Source organism: Chryseobacterium sp. X308 (assembly GCF_020733145.1).
Taxonomy (GTDB): Bacteria; Bacteroidota; Bacteroidia; order Flavobacteriales; family Weeksellaceae; genus Chryseobacterium; species Chryseobacterium cupriresistens.
Genome location: NZ_JAJFZH010000003.1, coordinates 114198 through 139824, shown reverse-complemented (window position 1 = coordinate 139824; position 25627 = coordinate 114198). Strand labels below are relative to the sequence as shown.

10 protein-coding genes are annotated in these 25627 nt (G+C 40.9%); 3 read left to right on the top strand and 7 right to left on the bottom strand.

What is annotated here, in order from left to right; genetic code table 11:
* Positions 1-6 precede the first annotated feature (6 nt).
* The 6 genes from LIV57_RS06060 to glsA form a co-directional block, all read right to left on the bottom strand.
* On the bottom strand, positions 7-2409 hold the full coding sequence (locus LIV57_RS06060; RefSeq protein WP_227941871.1) for a glycosyltransferase: 2403 nt from the start codon (positions 2407-2409) through the stop codon (positions 7-9).
* The gene (locus LIV57_RS06055; RefSeq protein ID WP_227941870.1) at positions 2402-3184 is read right to left on the bottom strand and encodes an alpha/beta fold hydrolase; all 783 of its coding nucleotides are present in this window, start codon (positions 3182-3184) and stop codon (positions 2402-2404) included. Before LIV57_RS06055 ends, LIV57_RS06060 begins: the two co-directional genes overlap by 8 nt.
* Positions 3175-3474, bottom strand: a complete 300-nt coding sequence (locus tag LIV57_RS06050; RefSeq protein WP_034696900.1) for an acyl carrier protein — start codon at positions 3472-3474, stop codon at positions 3175-3177. Before LIV57_RS06050 ends, LIV57_RS06055 begins: the two co-directional genes overlap by 10 nt.
* Positions 3462-7715 carry a type I polyketide synthase gene (locus LIV57_RS06045; RefSeq protein WP_227941869.1) on the bottom strand — a complete coding sequence of 1418 codons (4254 nt, stop codon included), beginning with the start codon at positions 7713-7715 and terminating at the stop codon, positions 3462-3464. The genes LIV57_RS06050 and LIV57_RS06045 overlap by 13 nt, the downstream gene beginning before the upstream one ends.
* A gap of 20 nt (positions 7716-7735) precedes the next feature.
* Positions 7736-14776, bottom strand: coding sequence for a type I polyketide synthase (locus tag LIV57_RS06040; protein ID WP_227941868.1), 7041 nt, complete (start codon positions 14774-14776; stop codon positions 7736-7738).
* Positions 14777-15707: 931 nt separating this feature from the next.
* The gene (gene glsA / locus LIV57_RS06035; protein WP_227941867.1) at positions 15708-16721 is read right to left on the bottom strand and encodes a glutaminase A; all 1014 of its coding nucleotides are present in this window, start codon (positions 16719-16721) and stop codon (positions 15708-15710) included.
* Between the two features lie 533 nt (positions 16722-17254).
* On the opposite strand from glsA, the gene LIV57_RS06030 reads away from it, so the two are divergent.
* The 3 genes from LIV57_RS06030 (at position 17255) to LIV57_RS06020 (ending at position 24668) form a co-directional block, all read left to right on the top strand.
* Positions 17255-22147, top strand: coding sequence for a PKD domain-containing protein (locus LIV57_RS06030; RefSeq protein ID WP_227941866.1), 4893 nt, complete (start codon positions 17255-17257; stop codon positions 22145-22147).
* Between the two features lie 70 nt (positions 22148-22217).
* A complete protein-coding gene (locus tag LIV57_RS06025) occupies positions 22218-24080 on the top strand; it encodes a T9SS type A sorting domain-containing protein (protein ID WP_227941865.1) in 1863 nt (620 codons plus the stop codon).
* A gap of 144 nt (positions 24081-24224) precedes the next feature.
* Positions 24225-24668 (top strand): YybH family protein, encoded by a 444-nt coding sequence (locus LIV57_RS06020; protein ID WP_227941864.1) that lies wholly within the window; start codon positions 24225-24227, stop codon positions 24666-24668.
* A gap of 2 nt (positions 24669-24670) precedes the next feature.
* Here the strand turns inward: LIV57_RS06020 and LIV57_RS06015 are convergent, their stop codons facing one another.
* A complete protein-coding gene (locus tag LIV57_RS06015) occupies positions 24671-25489 on the bottom strand; it encodes a helix-turn-helix transcriptional regulator (RefSeq protein ID WP_227941863.1) in 819 nt (272 codons plus the stop codon).
* Positions 25490-25627 lie beyond the last annotated feature (138 nt).

Below are 25627 nucleotides of genomic sequence, written 5' to 3'. Positions count from 1 at the left end.
CATAGGCTACACAGAAGCTAATGTTGAATGTTCGTTTACAAAATTTTCTAACAGCTCTACCGCTTTGTCATTTCCTCCGGCAAGGGTGAATGTATTTCTTACTTCCTGAGCGGCAGTTCTGTATTTAGGATTTTCCAATAATTCAAAAACGGTTTCACGAAGGGCCTCTACGCGGAGTCTTTTGTACCGGATGCTGATTCCGCAGCCTGCCTGTTCGATCAGTTTGGCAATATGGAAATGATCATAGGCAATAGGCGTGATCAGCATGGGCAATCCGTTACGGAAAGTATCATTTACAGTATTGAAACCACCGTGGCAGATTACCATATCCATTCGCTGCATCACGGCCGATTGTGGCACAAAGCTGTTCACGATAAAGTTATCCGGCCATTCTTCAAAAATTTCCGGTGGAGTAGCAGCAATCACGGTCACCGGCTGGTCTTTAAAAGCTGCAATGATTTTTTCAAAAAAAGCTTTTCTGATGTCTACCAGAAGTGTTCCTAATGATACAAAGATTTTTGGAGTGGTAGATGCATTCAGTTTATCCCAGTCAAACGGAGCATCGTTCGGACGTCCTTTTACCGGGCCTACAAATTTCATATGAGGCGGAACGGTTTCAAATCCTGCGAAAGCCTGTGAGGTAAATACCATATTCAGTTTGTGAGAATGGATATAAATACCTTCCTCATGAATTCCCACTTCTTTTTGAAGGTCTTTGATCAGGTTTTGCTGCCATTCCCAGATTTTTGGAGCACTTTTTTCAGTATCTCCCATCACATCCGGTGGTACAGGAGTTGTCGTTACACAAGGAATATTGTTTTTATGAGCGAAAAGAGCCCCTCCGAAAGTAATACAGTCGTTCACGATCACATCCGGCATCCAGCTTTCAGTGAGTCTCGTTAATCCCGGCATCATCATTTTAGCGAAAGGAACATAGGTTTCTTCCAGTGCCAGCTTCATTACTTCAGGACCGGAGCATGCAGGTCCGTCATCCTGCCTTTTCAATATACGGGCAATTTCTTCCTGATACGGAACAAGATCTTCTTCAGGGTAGAAATAAGAACCTCCTTCAGGAATATGTTTGCTGTCTAACGGGGTAATCCCAAACCATTTTACTTCATGTCCACGGGCAATCAGGCTGGCTCCCACACTTAAAGTAGGACTTACATGTCCGAAAAACGGAGGAACTACAAATAAAAATTTAGACGGTTTTTCAGGTTTTGAAGCCTTTACTATAGCCTGTTCCAATAGGTTGGCTGCTGTAGCAGCGCCTCCTGCTTCCACAAAAGACTTTCCTACTTTCTGAGCCGCTTCACGGTAGCCCGGAGTATTTAAAATCTTGTGTACGGCTTCTCTCAGGTGATTGGCTTTAAATCTGTTAAAATTAAGACGTTCACCCGCTTCTGTACGCACCACACGCCCTGCAACATGCGACTGATCGTAGGCAATAGGAATCACCACCAAAGGAATCCCGTTGGATAATGTTTCAGAAACGGTATTATGGCCGCCATGGCAAACTACACCGTCAAGATGAGGTAACAGATCCAGCTGAGGAACCTGCTGATACACCATAAAATTGTCCGGCCATTGCTCAAAAAGCTGTGGATCAGAAACCACTACAACGGTTAAATTTTCGTCTTTGAAGGCATCAATAACCTTCTGGAAAAATGCTTTTTTATGGTCGTGATCGAAGGTAGTTCCGATACTTACTAAGATCTTTTTATTGTCTTTGCTTTTTAACTTTTCCCAGTCGAATTCACATGAAACACGTCTTTCCGTAAGAACCGGACCTGTGAACCGGTATTGAGACGGCAGATCTTCCATTTCCCCAAAGAAATAACCGGAAGTCAGAACAAGTGTCAGCAAATCTGAAGTCGCCAGAGAGCGTTCTTCCTGGAAACCCAGTTCTTTCTGCAAATCGATGATCTGATTCACTTCCCATTCGTGTACTTTTGGAAGCTCATTCATGATTTTAATAGCTGCCGGAGCGGTAACGGAAGTGGCGTAAGGAATACCAAGAGTTTTGGCTGCAACCGGAGCTGCAAATAACTGATGATCCCCGATAACCAAATCGGGCTGCTCTATTTTTAATAAAGTAACAATACCATTATAGCAATGTCTGTTCAGCGGGATAAGAACCTCTTCATACAGGAACTTAACGCTGTCTATACCATACACTACTTTTTTTGAAATAATATCGAGATATTGTTCGCTTTCTTTCTTTTCTTCGTCGGTCTGATCATATTGGATCAGTAATAATTTTCCTCCTTCGGGAAGTTTAGCCTCTAAAGTGGGGTCAAGGCTGATCCAGGCTACTTCATGTCCTCTTTCCAGCAGGGTAGCACCGATGCTTAAAGTAGGGTTGACATGACCTGTCAATGGTGGAACTATAAATGCAAATTTAGCCATGGTTTTGTGTTAAAATTTTAGATAAAAATTGAGCAATCGTTTCTGCAATCAGATTTGGTTCCTGGATAGGAATGTTGTGATCACCCGGGATTAATTCAAGTTCAGACTGGCTGATTTTAGATTGCAGCCATTCACCTGTAGGTCTGCAGTTGGAATCAGCGCCATAAAGCAATAGAGTAGGACCCATCAGTTTGTTGAAGTCGGTTTCACCCAGGAACTGTTTTTCCTTAATCATATCTGCTTTAATGCTGGTTTGGTTAAACAAAAATTCATACATACGGTGGTTCTTCTCCATTTGTCTTTTGCCCATCTGCACTTTGGTGGTGTCTGTAAAGTTGGCTACGTAGTGCTCAAGAAATTCCTTGCTGTATTCATCAATGATGTTACGGGCTTTTTCATCCTGAGGATCCGGCGCTTCGATCACCACTAGCTGATTCACGCGGTCCGGGTATTCTAAAGCTGTTTTTAAAGCGATAAGGCCTCCGAAGCTGTAGCCGACAAGGTGTACTTTTTCCAGTTGAAGATGATCTATTAAACCTATCAGATCGGAAGACATGTTATCAAGGTCATAGCCATCCAGAAAACGCTCACTCATACCGTGGCTTTTCAGATCGTACATCACCACATGGAAATGTTTTGCCAGCACAGGGGCAATATTAAAATAATAAATGGACAGGTTGCTGAACATACCGTGGATGAGTACCACGGTTTGTCCGGCTCCTTTGTTGAGTTCCTGTATATGAACTTGTCTGTTATTGACAGTGATTATTGGCATTCGTAGATATAATTGATGATCATACTAAGGTCAAGATTGATCAGCTGGTCAAGATCCATAGAAGACAACCAACCTGTAAAGTCGATCTGATCGCCAAAATGCGCCTTGATCTTTTCAGAGAAAGAGACAATCTCGATGCTGTCCATTTCAAGATCTCTGGTGAATGAACTTTCAGGAGTAATGTCCATCTCTTCTACAAATTCAGCACCTATCACTTCAGTAATAAAGCCTTTTAATAAAGTAAAAAGTTCTTCGTGGTTCATTTTTAATGTTGCGTTTACAGTGTCCATCCGATAATATAATTTTTATGTTTAATAGTTTTGATTTCAATATTGTTGATCCATAGGTGATCGTCTTTTATTTCTTCGACTTCGAAGGCTTTAGGATTTCCTTTGAGTCCTGTTCCCAGGAACTTTCCGTAAGCTTCCTTGGCTACCCAGAAACGGGTAGTCCATTCTGCCTGGTCTCTGTCTTTTAATAAGGCTAATTCTTTGTCGGTAAATACCATGTCGTAGAATCCTGAACTGCGTTCTTCCATCAGTTCCATATCAATTCCTACAGATTTTCCATATCTCGCGATTCCCACAGCTTCTTTTCCTTTATGAGCCAGTGAAATATGAATATTTTCTGTAAAATCACTGATGAGGTAAGGTTTCCCTGCTTCATCGGAACGGATTTCAAACGTGATCGGGAAGCAGGCATGATTTTTTTCTTTGCGAAGAAGATTTCTTACGGCATCTTTCACCGCTACACGGCTTACCATCCAGTTTTTCTTTTTGTTAGGTAATAGCTGCTGGTGATGCTGTTTTTCCGTTTGGTTGAAATATCTTTTCAGGATAAAATCCCACGAAGCGACTCTTGTATAGGCTTGGTGGAAGAAGAATACATCAGGAGCAATCTCTTCCGAAAGCCTGTTGTGCAGTGGTGACATGGAAACATTCCATAAAGCGGCATCAATTTCCAGTCTTCTGTTTTGCCATCCGGTAATCGCACACCATACTTTGCCGTCTCTTTTCAGGATGATATCGGCGATGGCGAATTCATCATTCAATTCGGTGAGCATGCAGGTACATTCAAAAATACCTTCCTGATCATGCATATCGCCGAAGAATTCAATATCTCTGATCTTGACAGGGAATGCAATACGGTCTTTCACCAAAGTAAGCTGAAGCCAAAGCCCGAAAAGCTGTCCTGCATTATCCAGTAAAGAACCTTTACCTCCGTTTCCTTTTATCTTCCCGATGATTCCTTTATCTCCAACGGCAGAAACTTCAGTAATTCCCTGGTATTGGTCTCCATGGAACATGTGCATGTCGTAGATTTCTTCAGGGGTTCTTTCGATAGGTAAAAGATTACCGATGGAAAGATTGAAGTCAGGTGTTGGAACAGGAGCAGATTTTAAGACTACTTCTGCGTTGGCAAAGTTTTCAATGTCAAGATAGGCATGATTCGGTGAACGCCATTCTCCTTTTACGGTTTTTTCGAAAGGTTTGGCCACGTTCATCCATTGGAATACACTTACATTCATGATTTTATGAACCAATGTTCCCAGGATTTCTGCTTCTGCGATTTCTGCTAATTGCTCAAAAATCATCGTCATTGGAATAACCGGTTCCATATCTGCTACATGAGCCCATCCTTTTGGCTGTCTCAATAAGCTGTGATCGATCAGGTAAGGATGACTTTCCAGCGTTACATATAAATCTTTTGTAAAATTTGTACTTCTTACGGGTTGTGGAGCTGCCTGAGCTACAGGTGCAGGTCTTTGGATGGTAATTTCCGGACGGTTCTGGAATAAAGTCAATACTTCTTCCTGCATACGGATCATATCGGCAACGTTATCCTGGAATGCCTGTACCAGAGGATGTCCGCTTTTTGTGGCAATAGCTGAAGCTGTTGCTGCATATTGTTTTGGCGTGTCAAAAGACTGAGCCAACGCTTTCACCTCTTTAAAATTCCGGATGATAGGTGAACCTAATTCCAGTTTAATGCCTTTTCCTGAAGCTTTTTTCGAATGATTTTGAATCTCTAAAAAGTCAAGGGCAATTGTTTTTCCTTCTACAAATAATGAAGCAACTACTCTTTGTAATTGAGCCAATGCAGAACGGGTCGGAACGCTGGAAGCGATCGTACTGAATGCTTTTCCTTTTAACGTATCATCAATAAATCCAATCAGACCGCCAGTTCCGACCTGAATGAAGACTCTTGCGCCTTCTTCGTATAATTTATCGGTCAGCTCACGAAAACGGACAGGCTGAACCAAATGCTCTGCACTCAGTTTTCTGATCGCTGCCTGATCTGCAGGATAAGGTTCTAGGGTGGTAGCAGACCACAATGGGATTTTCGTCTGCTGGAACTGTGCTTTTTCCATTCCCGCAAGGATCACATCCAGCTTATCTGCAATAAAAGGAGAGTGGAATCCAGACTGGAACGGCAGAACTTGATGGAAGATCTGTTTTGCTTTTAACAGAGGAACCAATTCATCCAGAGCTGCATTGCTTCCGCAAAGAATCACCTGATTAGGGCAGTTGTCATTGGAAACATAGAGGTTTGAAATTTCAGCAATAAAAGGTTTTATCACCTCAATTCCGGCTCCTATGGCAATGAACTTGGAATCTTTTAGTTCAAAAGTTTCAGGATTCAGTACATCAATTAAGGCTTTTACAGAATTGGCTTCTGCGAGCTCGGACGAATATCCTGCCAGCCATTCTCCTAAACTGTGCCCTGCATTCATATCGGGAATAATTCCCAGTTTTTTTAATGAATTATCAAGGATACTGCAGTTATTGAAAATGTTTAAGGCATCGGTTAAAAGACCTTCACCTTCTGTTTCGATAGGTGCTGATAATCCGAAATAACGGCTTACCGTTTCTACTTCACCTTTTGCCAGTCCGTCTAATCCTGGGAATACAAAGGCTACTTTTCCGCCATCTTTTAATAATGGAGTAGAAGTGTACCAGATATCCTGTTTGTTTTTCCAGGTGATATTTTTGGAAACAATTTTAATGGCTTTTTCAAGTCTTGCAGGAGTTGGATCGAATATCGCAACTCTAAAATCCCCTTCACCAATGGTTGTTTCATTATTTTGTAATGCGGAAAGCAATTCTTCGTGTGTTGGTCTTGCCAGAATTAGCACCTGATCTTTTTTCGGCATATCATAGCCTTCCAGAACAACGTGTGCATTGATTCCTCCAAAACCGAAAGCATTCACCGCAGCTACTTTTGGCAGCCCCGTTTTTGACCAGTTTCTGGCTTCCTGTACCGGTTCAAACCTTGTATTCTGCATCTCCAAAGTCGGATTTTCGCAATATAGGGTTGGTGGTAAAGTATCGTGATGTAAGGCAAGACAGGTTTTAATCAGTCCTGCAATGCCTGCAGCCGGCATAGCATGTCCGATATTGGATTTCACAGATCCGATACCTGCTGCCTGAGCTGCTTCTTCTTTTCCAAAGAACTGAGCCAGGGTCTGAAGTTCTGTTTTATCTCCAAGCGGGGTTCCTGTGCCGTGAGCTTCAAGGTAACCGACTTTATTTTTATCTAAATCTGCGTTGATCCATGCCTGTTCCAACGCTTTCAGCTGACCTTTTACGGACGGACTCATTACGCTGGTTCCGGTACCATCACTGCTTACTCCAACGCCTTTAATGACCGCATAGATCTTATCCTGATCGCGAACGGCATCTTCCAGTCTTTTTAACACAACGAAACCACAACCTTCACCAATCAGCAACCCGTCAGCATCACTACTGAACGGCTTGATCTGCTGCTGGCGTGACATGGCTCCCAGCTGGGCAAAAATACTCCAGAAAGCAGCATTTTGTCCTGTGTGTACACCTCCTGCGATCATGATATCGGAACGGCCTCTCTGAAGTTCCTGTACGGCATGATCTACAGCAATTAAAGCAGAGGCACAAGCGGCATCCACGGTAAATGCAGCACCTCCCAGATTGAAACGGTTGGCGACAAGTGAAGCAACAAGATTGGGAATTAATCCCATGGCGGTATCTGCTGCAAAACGGCCTTTACGTTCCTGAAAAGCATGTTTTACCCTTTCAATATCGGAAGAAGAAACATGAGGTAACAGTTCCTGTAATAATGAGGAAATCTGTTCTCCGGTTCTTACAATTTCGATAGCACGGGTTGCTCCCGGACCGGTATAGTTTCCTTTCCCGATGATGATTCCTGCTTTTTCAAGAGAAGCATTCTTTTGAAATATACCTGCATCTTCCAGTGCTTTCTGTACCAGATCAAGGGTAAGCAAATGGTCGGGTTCTGTTCCTTCAACAGCAAGCGGTAAAATACCGAATGCGGTAGGATCGAATGTATAATCAGGGATAAATCCTCCGCGCTGACAGTAAAAACGGTCAACGGGACTTGTGGCATCACTGAAATGAACAGGATCTATCCGATCCGCCGGAGCCAGCTCGGTAGAATCGACTTTATTGACAATATTCTGCCAGAAAATGTTGGCATCCTGTGCCCCGGGAAAGACACAGGATAGACCAATTACAGCAACATCTGTTTTTTTCATACTTAGTTTCTACAGAGGTTTTACCAATTATTTCCTGACATGATCAGCACCTGGCTTTCAGTTCCATATTTGATCTCATTAAGGAAGATTTCTTTTCCTTCATCCAATGGAATCATGGAAATACCTCTGCGTTCGTACTCAGATTCCAGGGTGGAAGAAACCATTCCGGCTCCTTTCCATGGTCCCCAGTTGATAGAGATTACTTTTCCTTTTAATCTTTTGTTTAAAGCATTGGCGTAATCATCCAGTACACTGTTGGCTGCCGCATAATCTGTCTGGCCTTTGTTACCGTATACGGAAGCGATACTTGAGAATAATACTACAAACTGACAGTCGGAACGAAGCTGCTCTGCCAATACACGAAGTGGTTTCACTTTGGTATCAAATACACGTCCGAAAGAGCTTGTGGTCTTTTGTTTGAATAATTTATCTTCTAAAAGACCTGCTCCGTGGATGACACCATCCAGGCGGTCGTATTTTTCATAGATATTGCTGATTAATCTGCTCAAACCTTCTTCGTCACAAAGATCCAGTGATTGGTAAATGATCGTATTTCCAAGTTCTTCCATATCACGGATAGTGCGAAGAATCTGATTGTTTTTGAAAATTTTCGTTGTTTCTTTTTCAATCTCTGCCGGAGAAGTGAATTGTCCGGATCTGATCAGGAATCCTCTGATTTCCTCTTTGGTTTTCATTCCCTGAAAATCTTTCGCAGAAAGTTCATTTCTAGGGTCTGCGGATCTTCCTACCAGAATATAGGTACAAGGATAAGCCTGAGACATATGTTTTACCAGTTCGGCAGTGATTCCCTGTGCTCCTCCAAGTACCAATACCACAGATTTCTGATCTAATTGTATATGTGCTTCATGTAAGCTTGTTGATAATGGAGAAGGAATGATGTCTATTTTATGTCTCTGATCATTTTTGTAAATGATTTCAGCGGGTTTATCATTCGTAAGGATTTCCTTTAAAGTGATTTCAGCAATCTGATCCACTTCCTGAGGCGTGCTAAGGCTGATCAGTCTGCAGGCGGTATTGTCAAATTCTCTGGCTAGACTTTTGAAAAGTCCCGGATAACCCTGATGATGGCGCAATATGCTTACATCTGTGATTTCCTGAAGATGTGCAGGAATATCTGAGATCAGGTATACCCATTTTGCTTTATCAAAATCCAGTTTTTTGATCAGATCCACATGATCGATAATGCTTGGTTTATCTGCTGCTGAGAACAGGTCCAGCATAATTAATCCGTCAATGTTGGAAAGATCTTTTTCTGTATCTGCCACTTCTACGATAGCTCCGTGTTTTTCCAGAGCTTCTTTGATTGCGGAGGTATGGGTGCTGTTATCCTGGGTAATGGCAAAACGTTTTCCCTGCAATACTTCTGTGTTTTGTACTAAAGAAGGATCAGTAGGCGTGATGTCAAAACGAAGACGTGAAAGTACATTTTGAGCTGGTTCTGCTGTATTTTCTGTTTTCACTTCCTGAGTTGCTTCGTTGGTTTCACCATTCATTTCACTGATCCAACTTGCTAGACCACGAAGGGTTTTAATCGCAGCCAGTTTTTCCATCACATCATCCGCCTGTTCAAGGTTTTGACCAAAACCGATCTTGGTTTTAAGATCACCGATAATTTCCATACGTTTGATGGAATCTATACTTAAATCTGCTTCCAGATCCAGATCAAGACCCAGCATTTCTTTCGGATATCCTGTTTTTTCACTTACGATATTCAGAATCGCATTTTGAAGATCTTCAAGAGAAAATGCCGGCTGAGCCTGTAGTTTTGAGGCTGTTGATTCAGCCGCAGATCCATTTTTTTCTGTGGCAGCAGTTGTTTCAGCACCTGAGAATTCAGTAAGCCATGAAACTAATCCGCTTAATGTTTTTATACCTGCCAGCTGCTCCATAACGGTGTCTTCGCTGGTGTTTCCGTTGCCCAGAGTTCCCAGTTCGTTACGAAGTGTTCCGATGATTTCAACTCTTTTAATAGAATCGATACTTAAATCCGCTTCCAGATCCATTTCCATACCCAGCATTTCCTGAGGATATCCTGTTTTGTCACTTACCACCTGCAGTAATAAGGATTTGATATCTTTTGAAGGTGCTTGTTTCACGGCTGCAACGGCTACTGGTCTTTCCTGCTGAACAGGCTGAACCGGAATAGCAGAAACTGGCTGTTGAGCCGGAGCCTGAACCGGAGCCTGATAAACCGGAGCATGATAAACCGGAGCATGAAACGCCTGAGGATTCTGTCCCATAAAGGAAAGCATCACATCGCGTTGTGCCTGTATCATTAATTTCATACTGTTTAAATATTCCTGCAGCATACGTTCAGCGGTAGATTGCGCTTCAGCTGCCGGTGCCTGATGATTCGTAATAAAATTGTTCATGGGAATAGGGTTTATGAGTGGTAATGCACCATTAGAAGGCAGATTACCATGAGTTGGATGGGCAGTCTGCCCGTTAACACGCCAGATGGCTGAACTTTTCTTATAAAGCTCAGGTTGGTTAAGATCAATAACCTTCACGTTTCGGCCATCAAAAAGTTTTTCAATATTAAAGCTTCGGCCGGTTCCTAAATATTGTGCCAGCATACAAAGCAGGTGACTGAATTTATTGTGGCTGTTGTCTTCAATATATAAGGTCAGCTGATCTTTTTCCAGACAGGATTTGGTTAATCCGGTAAGAACTTTTCCCGGTCCTACTTCAATGAAGATTCTTGCTCCGTCATTGTACATGGCCTGCAGCTGTTCTACAAATCTCACAGGCTGTACCAGGTGGTCAGTAAGTCTTTCTTTTATTTCTGCCGGATCTGCCGGATATACTTCTGCAGTGGTATTGGACCACACTGGAATCTGCATTTCCCCGAAAGGAATATCTTTCAATACCTCAGCATATAATTCCTTGGATTTTGCTAACAACGGACTGTGGAAGGCACAGGCAACTTCCAGTTTTTTAGCGGAAATCCCTTCCTGTTTAAGCGTCTCAAGCAGTTTATTGATGGCATCCGTACTTCCGGCGATCACACATTGTGTTGGCGCATTGAAATTGACAGGATAACATCCTTCTACTTTAGCAATAATCGGTTGCAAACGTTCCGCTGTAGCGCTTGCTGCCAGCATCGAACCCGGATCTCCTCCTTCCACAGAATTTAAAATAGACTGAGCTCTCTGAACACTTAAGTCTACCAGTTTATTTTCATCAAATACTCCTGCAAAGCATAAAGCCGGAATTTCACCGTAGCTGTGGCCTGCCAGCATATCTGGAATAATACCCAATGATTCTAAGAATTGAGCCAATGCAAGGTCTACAATTCCTAAAAGTGGTTGTGCCAAACGGGTATCTTTAATGGTTTCTTTCTGTTGTTTTAAATCAGCTTCATTAAAAGTTTTAGATGGGAAAACCACTTTTTCAAGCTCAGGATAATTATCAATAATCTTACGCATGGCTGGGAAAACGACAAATAAGTCACGGGCCATATTGATTCTCTGGCTGCCTTGTCCAGGGAATGTGAACGCTACTTTACCTTCTTTTTTATTTACGGTAAATGTATCTTTAGTCTCAATCCCTAGCAATACCAGCTCAACCTTCATCATCAGATCTTCAACCGTATCAGCCACAATGCTGAACTGGATAGGCTTTTCTGAACTGATGCTTAAGCTATAGGCAATATCCTGTAACGGAATACCATCATTAATTTCTAATAAAGTTTTAATCTGACCGGACTGTTCTTTCGCTTCTTCATACGTATCTCCACGGAAAACAAACAGTTCTGAAGGCCATGACTGCATGACAATTGAATCATCCTGCTTAGGATGGTTCGCAATAACGGTGTGGAAGTTTGTTCCTCCAAATCCGAAAGCACTGATTCCTGCATAACGGTTTTTCTCCGCCCATAATCCACTTTCTGCATGGAATGCAAACGGACTGGTTTCTGCATTGTAATAAGCGTTAGGCTGCTGAAGGTGAAGGGTAGGTGGCTTTACACCATGATATACTGCAAGAGAAGCTTTGATTAATCCTGCTAATCCTGCTGCACATTTTGTATGACCAATCTGTGTTTTTACAGATCCTAAATGAGTCTGCCCCGGTAATGCCCCTGAACGGCTGAATAAATTAGTCAGTGCACTTAATTCGGTTTTATCACCTACCACCGTTCCTGTACCGTGAGCTTCCACTAATCCAACAGATGCAGGGCTTATACCTGCCTGGGTGTAAGCACGTTCTAATGCTCTTACCTGACCTATCTGTCTTGGAGCGGTCAAGCCCAATGCTTTTCCGTCACTGGATCCTCCAACGCCTTTAATCACTGAATAAATACGGTCTCCATCACGTACGGCATCCTCATATCTTTTTAAAACAAGGATAGCAATACCTTCTCCAAGAGCAATACCGTCTGCATCGCTGTCAAATGTAGCACATCTTCCTTTTCTGGATAGGGCATGCGTGCTGGAGAACATCAGATAATCGTTAATTCCATTGTGTAAGTCTGCCCCTCCGGCAAGAACCATATCAGATTTTCCTAATACAAGTTCCTGACATGCCAGATCAATGGCTGCCAAAGAAGAAGCGCATGCTGCATCTACTGTAAAGTTTCTGCCGCCAAGGTCTAATCTGTTCGTAATCCTACCTGCGATTACATTTGCCAGAATACCCGGGAAAGAATCTTCAGTCGTATGTGGGAAGGCTTCTTTTACTTCTTCATGAAGTTCTCCGAAAACCTGCTTATAATATCCTCTGAAACTATAACTGTTGGCAAGATCATTTCCTCCTTCAGCACCTATGATGACAGAAATGTTGTCTCTGTTGATGTGTTTTTCTCCATATCCTGCATCTTCCATGGCACGCTTGGCAACCAATAAAGTTAACAGTTGAGTAGGTTCAATAGCGGCAAGAGATTGTGGCGGAATACCGAATGCCAATGGATCAAAATCGATTTTAGGAATAAATCCTCCCCATTTGGAGTGGGATACATCCGGTCCGTCAGAATCCGGATGGTAGTATAATTCCTTATTCCATCTTTCGTCGGGTACTTCAGTGACACTGTCTTTTCCTAAAATGATATTTCTCCAGTATTCATCAAGGTTTTTAGCTCCCGGGAAAATACATTCCATTCCTACGATGGCGATGTCCAGCGGTTTTTCAGTAGAAACGGGTTCTTCCGGTAATGCCGCCTCCTGAATATGTTCGTAATTGTCTACAACGCTTTGATGAAGTGCTGCCAATGAGATCACACGATTCTGCATGGTGGCTACCTGTCCGATCATATACATTCCTAAGTCCAGCTGATCCTCTTTAGGAATATTGACAAGCTTATCACCCTGTCGTTCTATGCCTTTAGCAGCAATGCGTAAACGGCCTACATTTAATTTTTCAAGCTGTTCCCAGACTTGTTTTTTATCCATTCCGGCAGCAAGAAGTTTTGCTTTTTCGGTATTGAAATGGTGGGCAAAAGCTGTATTTAAACAACGGGTTTCGTGTCCTGGAGCTGTTTCCAGCAAGACCGTATCTTTTGCCTGCATAGCCTGGGACTGAAATTCTTCCTGAATGGCTCCTGTCTGTACAGCTTCATGAGTATACAGATAGGCTGTACCCATCAATACCCCGATTTTTACTCCTCTTGCAGCCAACGGGGCTGTCATGATGGAAACAAATGCTGTTGAAAAGGCGTTATGGATTCCCCCTGCAAAAAATACACTGATGTTTTCAGGATGCTCTTCTTTTAAAATACGTTCAATTTGTTTTTCCCAAAGAACAGTACTGGACAGAGGTCCTACGTGACCTCCGCATTCACGTCCTTCAAAAATAAAGTTTTTAGCTCCTTCTTTCAGGAAAATATCCAGAAGAGCAGGGGAAGGAACGTGTAAGAATGATTTTATTCCCGCTTTTTCAAATACTTTAGCCTGTGCGGGTCTTCCTCCTGCAATTAAAACTACCGGAGGTTTTGCTTCCAAGATATAAGAGGTTTGCTCATCTCTTAATTCCTGAGGGGCAAATCCTAAAATCCCTACTCCCCATGTTTTTTCTCCGGCCAGCTTTTTGGTATCCATTACCAAAGACTTTGCAGATTCTCCTTTCAATAAGGATAAAGCAACAAAAGGTAACGCCCCGGCATCTGCTACCGCGTTGGCAAATGAAGGAACGTCACTCACACGGGTCATCGGGCCCTGAGCAATAGGATATTGCAGTCCCAGTTCCTGAGCTAAAGAGTTTCCTTTATCAATTACTTTGAGTGCTTTTGCCTGCTTCAGATGTCCATACATGGCTTCTTTGAAACCGAAAATAAGTTTTTTCAGTGTTTTGAAGTCTTCATACAGATCTGTGGCCAGCGAAATGTCCTGTCCCATTGGAATGTAACAAGTGCTGAGATCCAGGCCTGTAAAATATTGTTTCAGATCTCCGGCAGTTGCATTCTCGGGTAAGGAAGGTGAGTTGGGTCTCACCAATACACGATGGTTGGCAATCACCTTAGTTTCTGTACCATTCAGTTTTGAGCATACTTCTTTCAGATCCTGAGGAACTGAACTTTCGGGGAACAGCGCTAGCTGGCTGTCCAGTACAATTCCTGTTGCTCCCAAAGCTTTTGTTGCCGCTGCGGTATGGAGACCTATTCCTCCCTGTACCCACACCGGAATGCTCTGGATTTCTTTGATCACACGCTGGAATAATACAAACGTGGATTCATAGCCTACCCATCCGCCTGCTTCATTTCCTTTGATAATGATTCCTTCTGCTCCCGCCTGTTCAGCCTGTCTTGCTTCTTCCAGACTGGTTACCTGATAAACTGCAGGCAGCGCAGAGGGTTTAGACATTCCGAATGGAAGGATCGCAAATCTTACCTTTTCAGGAATTTGAAGAGAGACGAAGTTGTCTGCAGAAAAATAAATACCATAAGATGGTACGTCTATCTGATCAAGTTGATGTAACGCTTCCTGTGCAGCCGTTATCTCATTTCCTAAACTTAAAACGGGAAATGCACCCGCCTGGTGTAGTCTGGATATAAGAGTAACGTCCGGCTTTTCAAAAGGCGTCAGTCCAATAATGGTTAAGTTTTTCATGGCGTGATAATTATTGAATGATAGCAGAGATTCATAACAACATGCTTTGCCTTTCTGTAATAAGGCAATTGCTTATCATTATGATATAATAAAATTGGTTTTTGTTAGATCGTTAACGAATTGAATCGTTTTATGGTAATTATTTAATGATCTATTGGTTTGGAATAGATTGCATAGTACAAGGTTAGAGTCCGGTTGTTCAAAGGGCATCAGCCTGATTTTGGTCAAGTTTTTCATAGCATTTACGGTATTGGGATAGTTAATGTTGTTTCATAACAAAACATCAATATCACTGGGATATACAATGATATTTTGTTACGATGAAATAAAAATAATAAAATTGTATTATATATTTAATCATAAATGCAATTTGATAACTATTTTTTAATATAAAAAGTATAATTATTCAAATGCTATTAAAGTATATTTATTGTTTTATTATTCTTAGAAACGTGACGATACAATCTTAGTAATTTTAACTATAACTATTTATAGTTAAAAAAATGTTAAGCAAATATAGGAATAAAAAATAAAATATTTCAAAAACAAGAGATTTGTTTCGAGTAATATTACAAAAAGATAATATACAGTGATAAGAGTCGGAAAGTGTAAGAATCTCCTTTGTCAATCTGATAAATGGACAGCGCAAATTTATATAAAATTAATCAATATATTGTGATTTAATTTAAATTATTTATGAATTTTTTCTATCTTTTTGATAAATAAACAGATACGTAATTTTAAGAATAATTAATATATCTTTTCGAAATTCATAAAAAAACAGTAAATGTCTGATACACTTACTGTTTTTTTTATGTGTCGATTGTTGTTATTTTTGTTAATAAGCCATTGGCATGCTTTGCGGGATCATTGAAGTGAAATTCCTTTCAGTGAGCAGGATTGCTGGTGAGTTATTGTTTTTTTAAAAAAACTAAAAGATACTTAATCCATACTGTTTGGCCAGATCTAAAATCATATGATAGCCCGCCAGAGAATTTCCATGCTGATCTAAAGCAGGACTGAAAACTCCGATTCCCATTTTTCCCGGAACACTAACGGTAATTCCGCCTCCTACACCGGATTTGCTTGGCAGTCCTACCATTCTGGAATATTCACCGCTGAACTCATACATTCCGGCAGTCAGCATTTGTGATTCGATCAGTTTGGCCATATCGGCATTTTTAAAAGTGGTATCTCCGTCGAATCTTACACACTGGTTGGCAAAAAAGTAACCTATTTTGGCAAGATCCTCAGCGGTAAGTTCAATGGAACACTGTTTGAAATAATTGTCCAGCTGGTCTTCATTTCCCGAAATCAGCCCGCTGTTTTTCATAATGTAAAACATCCCACGGTTGCGGTGTCCTGTTGATTTTTCAGATTCGTAAACTGATTTGTTGTAATCTATGGATGGGTTTTTGGTGATGTACCTTACCATATCCAGTATTTTCAGGAATGGTTTTTCTCCGTCACCGGAAATTAATGAAGTAGTAAGAATTGCCCCTGCATTCATCATAGGGTTGAGCGGTTTTCCTGTAGTTTCAAGGTTGGAAAAATGGTTGAAAGGTTTGTCGGAACCGAAATATCCCATTTTATCAAAGATATTGGTTTCTCCTTTTTCATTGACAGCCACCATTAATGATATGATTTTGGAAATGCTCTGCATGGTGAATTTTTTATTGATATCTCCGGCCTTGAATACTTTCCCATTTTTGTCTACCACTGAAAAGGCTATTGCTTTAGCATCCATTTTTCCCAGTTCAGGAATGTAATCGGCTACTTTTCCCTGGCTGTAATAAGCTCTGTTCTTCTCCAGGATACTGTTTAGGGTTTTGTCCGAAATGGTTGAGATATCTGCGGTTTTCTGAGCATAAACAATTGTGTTTAAGGAAATAAAAGCTGCTGTACAGATTCCTTTAGCAGAAAATAAAAAGCTGTTGTTTTTCATAGGGAAGGTGTATTCAAATATAATGTTGATGATAAGCCTTGAAAAACAAAGATAAAGTATTTTAATCTTGTCAGCAATTCTCTTTATCGTGGTTATGAATATCGGTGCAGGTGGGTATAGGTGTCGCTTATAGAAGAAGATTAAATTGTCGGATTACATGAGAAATTTTTAAGAAAAGAAATGGATAAAAGTTTGTTGTTTTACCTGTTTTTATATGTGATTAATTTTAATTTGAATTATTGTTTTAAAGTAAAAAATTAATTTTATTTACTTTTTTGTTGTTTGTTTTGATTTTTAATAAGCTAAAATGAATGATTTTATTCTATCAAAATGAGGTTAGAGCGCCTACATTGACCGTAGCATAAGGATTTTTTTACATAACTAATATGTTGGTGAAATAGCATATAATCACGAATTTGTTTATATTGTTGAAATTCAGTTGTGAAATAATGTTATTTTTTCACGATTAAATGATTTTTGTATTATTATTTTTATTAATTTGACAAAAAATTAATAACACTTTTTTAATAACTATGAAAAACAACACCTACTTTGGCAGGCAGCACGTCTTCAGATGGCTCCTGCTATGTTGGCTTCTGGTACCCTGGGTACTGCAAGCACAAGCTCAAATTACATGGACCGAAGAGGTCGGATGCCAGGAATTCCGCGGCGAAAAAGAAGGTCAGGTTCCTGACAACGGTATCGCCAGTTCCTACATCAATTCTGCGCAGTGCCTCCGCGTCTGCGAGAAATCGATAGACCCTGTCAAATATCTTGTTCAGGGATCCAACGTTTCTAATGTACAATGGTCAGTTTCAGGAGGAACTGCCACAATTTCCGGAACCGGAAATACCCTGGCGTATGTTACATGGGGTGCCGCCGGTAATGGATCTTTACAGGCTGTTATCACATACAATGACGGAACTGTGGAAACACAGACCATCTGTATTGAAAAAATCAACAGACCTATTGCTAAGTTTGAATTGCTTAATCTGGATTACACGGTATGTAATAATACAACGGTGTATTTTGATAACCTTTCCGAGCAAAACGGAGGGTCAGATATTGTCAATTATTTCTGGCAGTTCGGAGATGGAACTACTTCCACTTCCACAGCTTTTGAGCCGTCTCATATCTACACTAATCCCGGTATTTACACCATTCAGCTTACCGTAACCAATAAGTGCGGATGCCAGAGCAAGTACAGAAAGGAAATCAAGGTAGTAAAATCTTATCCTGTACAGATCAATTGTGCTTCTGTAGTATGTGAAGGAAGTACTGAGAAATACAATGCTCAGGATGGATGTAACAAAGGACAATGGAAAGTTATTGGTGGAAACATTATAAACAATAACGGTAACGAAATTGAAGTAGTTTGGGATCAGGTAGATCCTCTGGACGGCTTCGGATATGTCATGTATATGTCTGAATGTGCCTGCCCTGAATGGACTACAGTTAAAATCCCAGTGATTTTAAAGAATGCAAAAGTTAAAGGACAGGATAAAGTATGCGCAGGGAAGCAATATACCTATTCTATTCCTCAATGGCCTACGACAAAAGTTAACTGGAATGTATCAGGTCCTGGAACAGGGCTGCTGGTCAATACCCAGCAGAGAAATGAAATTGTTTTTTCGGCTACTCAGCCCGGAACATATCACCTTGAGGCAACCTACTACAATACTTTATTAGCATGTGAAGGAAATGCCTCTATTGATATCACTGTTGAACAGCCTGTAACAATAAGCGGCGGTACGGATGAGATCTGTGCAGGAACAAGCCAGACATTTACAGCTACCCCTAACGTACCTGTTATCTGGAAAGTAACTACCGGAGGCTCTACTGTGACTTCGGGAGTAGTATCCGGGCCATTCAGCTATACTTTTAACACCGCGGGAACCTATACTATCGTTGCTGTGAAGCAAGGAGGAGATTGTGAAAGTAACCCAAGAATTATTAAGGTATTACCAATTCCGCAGCCGCCTACAGGAACTATTTCAGGTGAGACAAAAGTATGTCCTGGAAAACCTTATGTGTATACCATCAGTTCAGTAGATCCGGGAATGGTTCCGGTTTGGAGTGTTACTAACGGAACAATCCAGGGTAGTAATGCAGGATCTTCTGTAACGGTTATCTTTAATACGGGTGCTTCATCCTATTCAGTATCTGCACAGAATAAATCGATGAGTAATGCAGGATGTCTTTCTGCTCCGATTTCGTTCAGTGTAGCGCCGTTAGATCTTAATACTATTACGGTTAATCCTAATCCGGGCGGACCTTTCTGTCCGAGCAGTACACAGACATTTACTGCAAATCTGAACGGTATTGTTCCTGATTTTATGGAATGGACATTCGCAAGTCCTAACTTCGGAAGTGTTGTAGGAGGGCAGGGTACCAGTAACATTACTGTCAACTTCAACGAAATCTCTACAACAAGCAGCACTATGCTGAACCTGAGAGTTGTAAAATGTGGAGTTACAAAAATCATCAGTGTTCCGGTATCTTTATTACCGCTTCCTGTGGTAAGCTTTACAAATGTTGGAGGAATCTGTTTAGGTTCCAACCTTACATTCTCTGTTAATCAGGGATCAATCACTTCAGCAACGGGTGTAACTTTCACTTTTGCAAACGGAAATACCTATAATACCACTTATAATCCATCAGGAAATTACAGCTTCCCGAATAACGGATATATTCAAAACGGATCAGGAAGTAACGTTTCTCAAACGGTTACAGTAACTTATACAGGAACTAACGGATGTAACTATAAGCCTACTGCAAGCGCAAACTTTACAATCTATCCTGAAACTATTATTACAGTTTCTCCGGTATATAATATTCTGGTATGTGATCCTACAACAATGACACCGTATACACTTACGGCAAATAGTTCTACAGGACTTACCAATATTACTTCCTGGCAGTGGTTCCAAAACAATTCACCTATACCAGGTGCTACCACCAACTCATACACCATAGGCGGTGCAGGTGCTTTTGGAACTTATAGAGTACAGGCTGTAGATATTAATGGTTGTGTGGTTTCTTCACAGAATATTAATGTGAGCCAGCTTTGCCCAAGCAGCGGAACTTGTAATACAGATCCTCAGATCAACTTTACAGCTGCGTGGTCAGGTTGTAATACAATTTCAACATCAGGGTTAACGTATAACGGAACTCCTGATCAGATAGAATGGTCATCAGACAACGTACTTACTTTAACTTCTCCTCAGGGACAGCCTACAGCAACGTATCAGACTACACTTGCAGGAGCACATATTGTTTTTGTACGTTTAAGATATGGTTCATGCTGGTACAGCAAAGCAGTAGAAGTAAGAAAGAACTACGAGCCTAAATTCAGTGTAAGCACGGTGTGCAGCGGAGGCGGATATAACGTGACTCTGTTTAACAGTTCTACTATATTTGAGATTAACCAGTCATCTATTACGTATACTTTCACCAGCCCGGGTCAGCCAACTCAAACAGGACAGACGGCTACTTATAACAACCTTGCGCCAGGTACTTATACCTTCACCATGACAATGTCTGCGCCAGGGAAACCAGCGTGTACCACTACACAGACGATTACATTAGCACCGGTTCCTAGTACCAGCTTCCTGGTTCCGGCATGGCTATGTGTACGTGAACCTATTACATTCACTGCACCGGGATACAACTCGGCTAATACCTACACATGGCTTTTTGATGGTACAGCGTATGTAGCTTCGGGAGCAACTGCTACGGTTACCTATAATACAAGTGGTGCCAAGACAATACAGCTAAAAGTAACTACTCCTAACGGATGTGTATATATTTCACCAATTGCAAACATTAGCGTGAATGAAGCTTCCATTGATGGTAATATTTCACCTGTTAACGTAGTTGCCTGTGCAGGATCTGTTCCTACACTTGTATTTAATGGTTCGGTAGGAACTGCCAGCCAGTATATCTGGATGAATGGTTCACAGCCGGTGCCTGGAGCTCCAAATTCAATGACATTCACGCCTACTCAGTCGGGAACTTACTGGCCGGTATTGGTATCACCTGATGGTTGTAAAACAAGCATCATGAGTACTAAACCTGCAACAGTAACGGTTAAAAATGCTCCATATGTAAATATTTCCGGTAAAGCTACTATCTGTGCAGGATCTTCTACCATACTGACTGGTCTTGTAACAGATAATACATTAGAATACCAATGGAAGAAAGCAGGTTCAGTAGTTATACCATGGACTTCTGCTCCTTATCCGATCACTCTTAATACAGGATCATTAGCTGCAGGTACCTATGTTTATACTCTTGAGGTAAGAACTCCGGGTACATCAGGATGTGTAAGCTCTAAAAACTTTACCCTTACGGTAAGTAATCCGCCATCATCTATTACGGCAACGTATAGTTTGGTGAGCTGCCAGCCTTATAAAATCCAGTTAACTGCATCAGGACCATCTACAGGAAATTATAACTGGAGTAATGGAATGTCTGGTCAGACAATTACAGTCAATGAAGGGGGTGTATTCCAGGTTACTTATACTGCGCCAAGCGGTTGTAAAGTATCCAGCTCTGTGGAAGTACCATTAAGCCTTGAAAGCCTGATGTGGGTATTCCCTACAGGATGCTATGATGAATGTCTCAGAGAGAAGAATTACATTATAGGACCAAAAGGGGTATTTGATCATCATGACTGGATGTTGTTCGGAAACAGTATTCAAACCGGGAACAATAACTTTATCTTCCCGTTATATATTGGCTCGCCTGGTACATACCAATTACAGGTAAATCACTTAGGATGCCAGTATACATCAGGAACCATGAATTACTATCCAGGTAAAGATTGTGGATACGAAACAGATTGTAAGATTGAAGGAGATATTAAACCAATGAAGTGGGTAGGAGACCATTACTCTGTTTCTGGTATTATTCACAATGCCGGAGGACAGCCAATAAGTCTTAATGTTTCAAGTGTTAACGGATACGGAACTTATATTCCGTCTATTATTACCATTCCTGCAGGAGGAGTGTATGATTTGAATGCTAATCCATTAGCTTTCTATCCAAATCCAAACTTCCAGGGTACAGACGAGGTTTTATTCTATAATGAGACATGTAAGTTTAGTACCAAAGCGGTAGATCCGGAATGGATAGGCATGAGAAGTGCATCAAGAAGTGTTACCGCTGCTGCAGTTTCTTCTCTGAAAATGATACCAAATCCTGCGAAGGAAAAAGTGAAAATCTCATACAATACAGGTAACGAAAAGTTATTGGCAAAACAGATTACAGTTTTTGATGCCATGGGCAATGTCAAATTCCGTAAAGAAGTGAAAGCGGCTTCCGGAGAGGTAGACGTGGAAGTTTCCAGCTGGCTGCAAGGCGTTTATATCGTTATTGTACAAACGGGAGATACATCATTACAAGGGAAACTAATTAAAAATTAGTGACTTATAAATCAGTGTTCTCTTCGGAGAGCACTGTTTTTTATAGTATGTGATAATTAAATGAATTTATATGATACAACTAAAAAACAAGCTTTGGGGATTACTATTGATGTTGCCGGTATTATCTTTCAGCCAGACTTACCAGTGGCAATGGGCAAAACAGGCCGGCGGCCAATCCGGTTCTGCCGATCCGGGGTTTAATTACCAATTTGATGAATCTATACGGGATATTGTTGTAGATAACAATAACAATACCTATTATCTCGCAAGTGTATGGAATGGAGGCCAGAATCTGAATGGGGTAGCTGTGCCTAATTATGGACTACGTGATCTTATTTTGTTTGCTACGGATTGTCAGGGTAATGCACTGTGGTCTACCGTTATTGGCGGATCAGAAGATGGTGAAAATGCCTGGCATATTGAAGTGGATAATAATGGTGGTTTATATGTAATGGCTACTCTTTATAATAATTCTTACAGCGGCGATCCTACCGCTCTTCCTATGCATTTTGATGCGACTCACACCATGCCTTTGTATACCTATTATGATCAGACAGTAGAACCGGCGCATAAAGCGGCATATCTGCTTAAATATAAAACTTCTGACGGAACATTGGATTGGAGTAAAGCTTTGCAGGGAGATGTCAGTTATCTCAGCAGACGCTGTGATGTTCAGATGATGTATATGGATTCATCCAAAAATATTCATGCTGTTATGGGTTTCAGAGCAGGAAATCATTTAAATGGTTTAATTACCGTACCTTCAACCTATACTACCTCCTTTCAGTACTATCTTGTTAAATTCAACTATGATAACGGGAGTATGACACCTGCAACGCCACTATTGCTTCCTATAAGCGGAGGATTAACTGCAGGAGGAACTGATGGTAAAGTAAATCTGCTGTACGATGAAAGCTTAAACAGATATTATCTGGCAGGAAAAAGAATGGTAGGAAACTACAGCAGTACTATGGAAAGTCTTTCGTACAATAATATTCCTTTTACAAAAAATGCCTATATACTTGCTTTTAACGGAAGTACCGGAGCTGAATTATGGAGAAAAGAATTTGACAATAGCTTACCGGCATTTATGGATGATGAAATTCATTCCGTAATCAAAGGTTCAGGTTCTTCGGATATTTATATTTCCGGACGTTTTTTTTCAGGAACAGTTCCTACCACTTTCGGAAACTATTCTTTTCCTGTACAAAATTATCAGGGACAGACTCCTTTTGTGATGAAGCTGAATGCTGATGGAGCTGTACAATGGGCAAAAGTTCCGGATGGGCTTACAAGCTTTTCTGCGTACCGTTTCATGAAAGGAAAGCTGGCACTGAACGGAAATGAACTGGCCTTCGCCAAAGGAAGCTGGAATGAGATTTGGGGAAGCTTTTCAATGACACGTCCTAATTCAGATTTATCAGATCCTTTGCTGGTACGTTTCAATAAAGATACGGGTGCAGTAATTAGTACCGGAGAAATTCATAGTAATTTTCAGGTTCAGGATGAATTTACAGCCATTGCTGTAGATAAAGATGGAAACTATGTACTAGGCGGTCTTTTTCATGACCAGCTCTTTACAGATTCCAATGATAATGTCAATACCATGACAGTAAATGTGACGGGAGGAAAATCCCAGTCTTTCATTACAAAATATTCCAAGTCAGCATGCAGCCAGATGTCGGTAGAGGAAACAGCCGTACAGGCAGGAATTCAATTATTCCCGAATCCGGTTCAGGATGTGCTTACCATCAGGAGCAAAGAGCCTTTGGTTTCCTATGAAATCTTTGGAACTACGGGACAACTGGTAAAACAGGGAACTTTGAATATGATGCAGGAACAGATCGTATTATCTTCTCTTCAGACAGGAGTATATTATATTAAACTTAAAACAAAATCTTCAACAGTAACAGAAAAGATACTGAAGAAGTAAAAAAACAAAACTGAAAATCAATAACCTTATATATAAACGGTGTTTCCATTGGAAAACACCGTTTTTGTTGAAAAAGATCGGTCTGTTCGCAATTTTACAATTTTGGGATTTCGGAAATGCATTGTTTTGTATAAAATTTTTACAATGAAAAAATTACTTACTCTAAGCGGATTATTACTATTTGCATTCTGGTGTAATGCTCAAAACACTGATCTTATGAAAACAGTAAGAAAAACCATAGAAGCCAGTAACGGAATCTATGCTGATCTGGCTAATAAAAATGACGGTTCTATCCTGACCCGATATACTGATGATGCATGTCTTTTTCCACCCAATGCTGCGCCATTATGCGGAAAGGAACAAATACTTTCTTTCTTTAAAAACGGCCCGAAAGTACATGTTAAGTTCATGATTCAAAACCTGTACGGAGATGGCAGAACCTCGGTTACCGAAGAAAGTTATTATGAAATGACAGATTTAGAAGGTAAAAAACTGGATGACGGAAAAGTGATCGTCATCTGGAAAAATACAAAAGACGGATGGAAGATGCATCGTGATATGTTCAGCAGTAATCATCCAGCAAAATAAGGCTAAAAACCAATATTAACAGCCTGCTGAAGATCCGTATCATTTTTGATCAGTGAATGTCTGGATGCGGAAGGGGTAATGCCTGTAAATTTTTTAAACTCTTTAATAAAATGTGCCTGGTCATAATACCCGCATTCATAAGCTATCGCTGTAAGGGGTTTCCGGGTGTTGAGAACCATGGGCAGGCTTTTGTTAAATCTGGTAACCGCAGCAAAAGATGAAGGGGGTATCCCGATATGAGCAAGAAAAAGCTTTTGGATATACCTTTCTGACAGCCCTGAAATTTGCGCCATGGCAGGTAAATCTAATGAGTGTTCATTCATAAAAAACTGTTGGCTGAGTGCCTGGATTGTTGCGGCTTTCTTTATCTGGGATTCATTTTTTTTCAGCTGTTGAAGAAAATACATTTCTAAAACACTGATTTTTGAATAAAGATCGCCAGCCTGCATGATACGGTCGTATATTTCTCTGCTCTCATTCTTTGTTACGTCGTACATATCGGTGGCATAGTTGGTAAATTCTGACAAAGGATCAGAAAAAAATAAGCTGCCGGCATGTGGGTAGATCCTTGCTATAAGGACTGAAGTTTCTTTTGCTGCGCTGAGACGGGTCGGAACAGTGAGATGTCCCAGTAATTCTATACCCGGAGTATCTTTTTGTTTACCGTTGATTGTGGTAGCAGCAAAACCACCGGAGATATTGATAATCAGATCTACATATCCGCTGGGGTAAAATACTTCATCCCGGAGGTCCTTATCAATGGTAACAATAGTATAACTCTTTATATAAGGTGCTAAGCTGGCGGATGGTAAAATTTGCATAGCTGTTGTAGGGGTTAATTCATTGACGGATAGTCTGTTCGAATTTAGGAATAAATATGATATGAATTCAAGAGAAGATTGGTAAAATAAAATTCCATTATAAAAAGATATCAGGATTTTTGTAGTGAAGGTTTATAA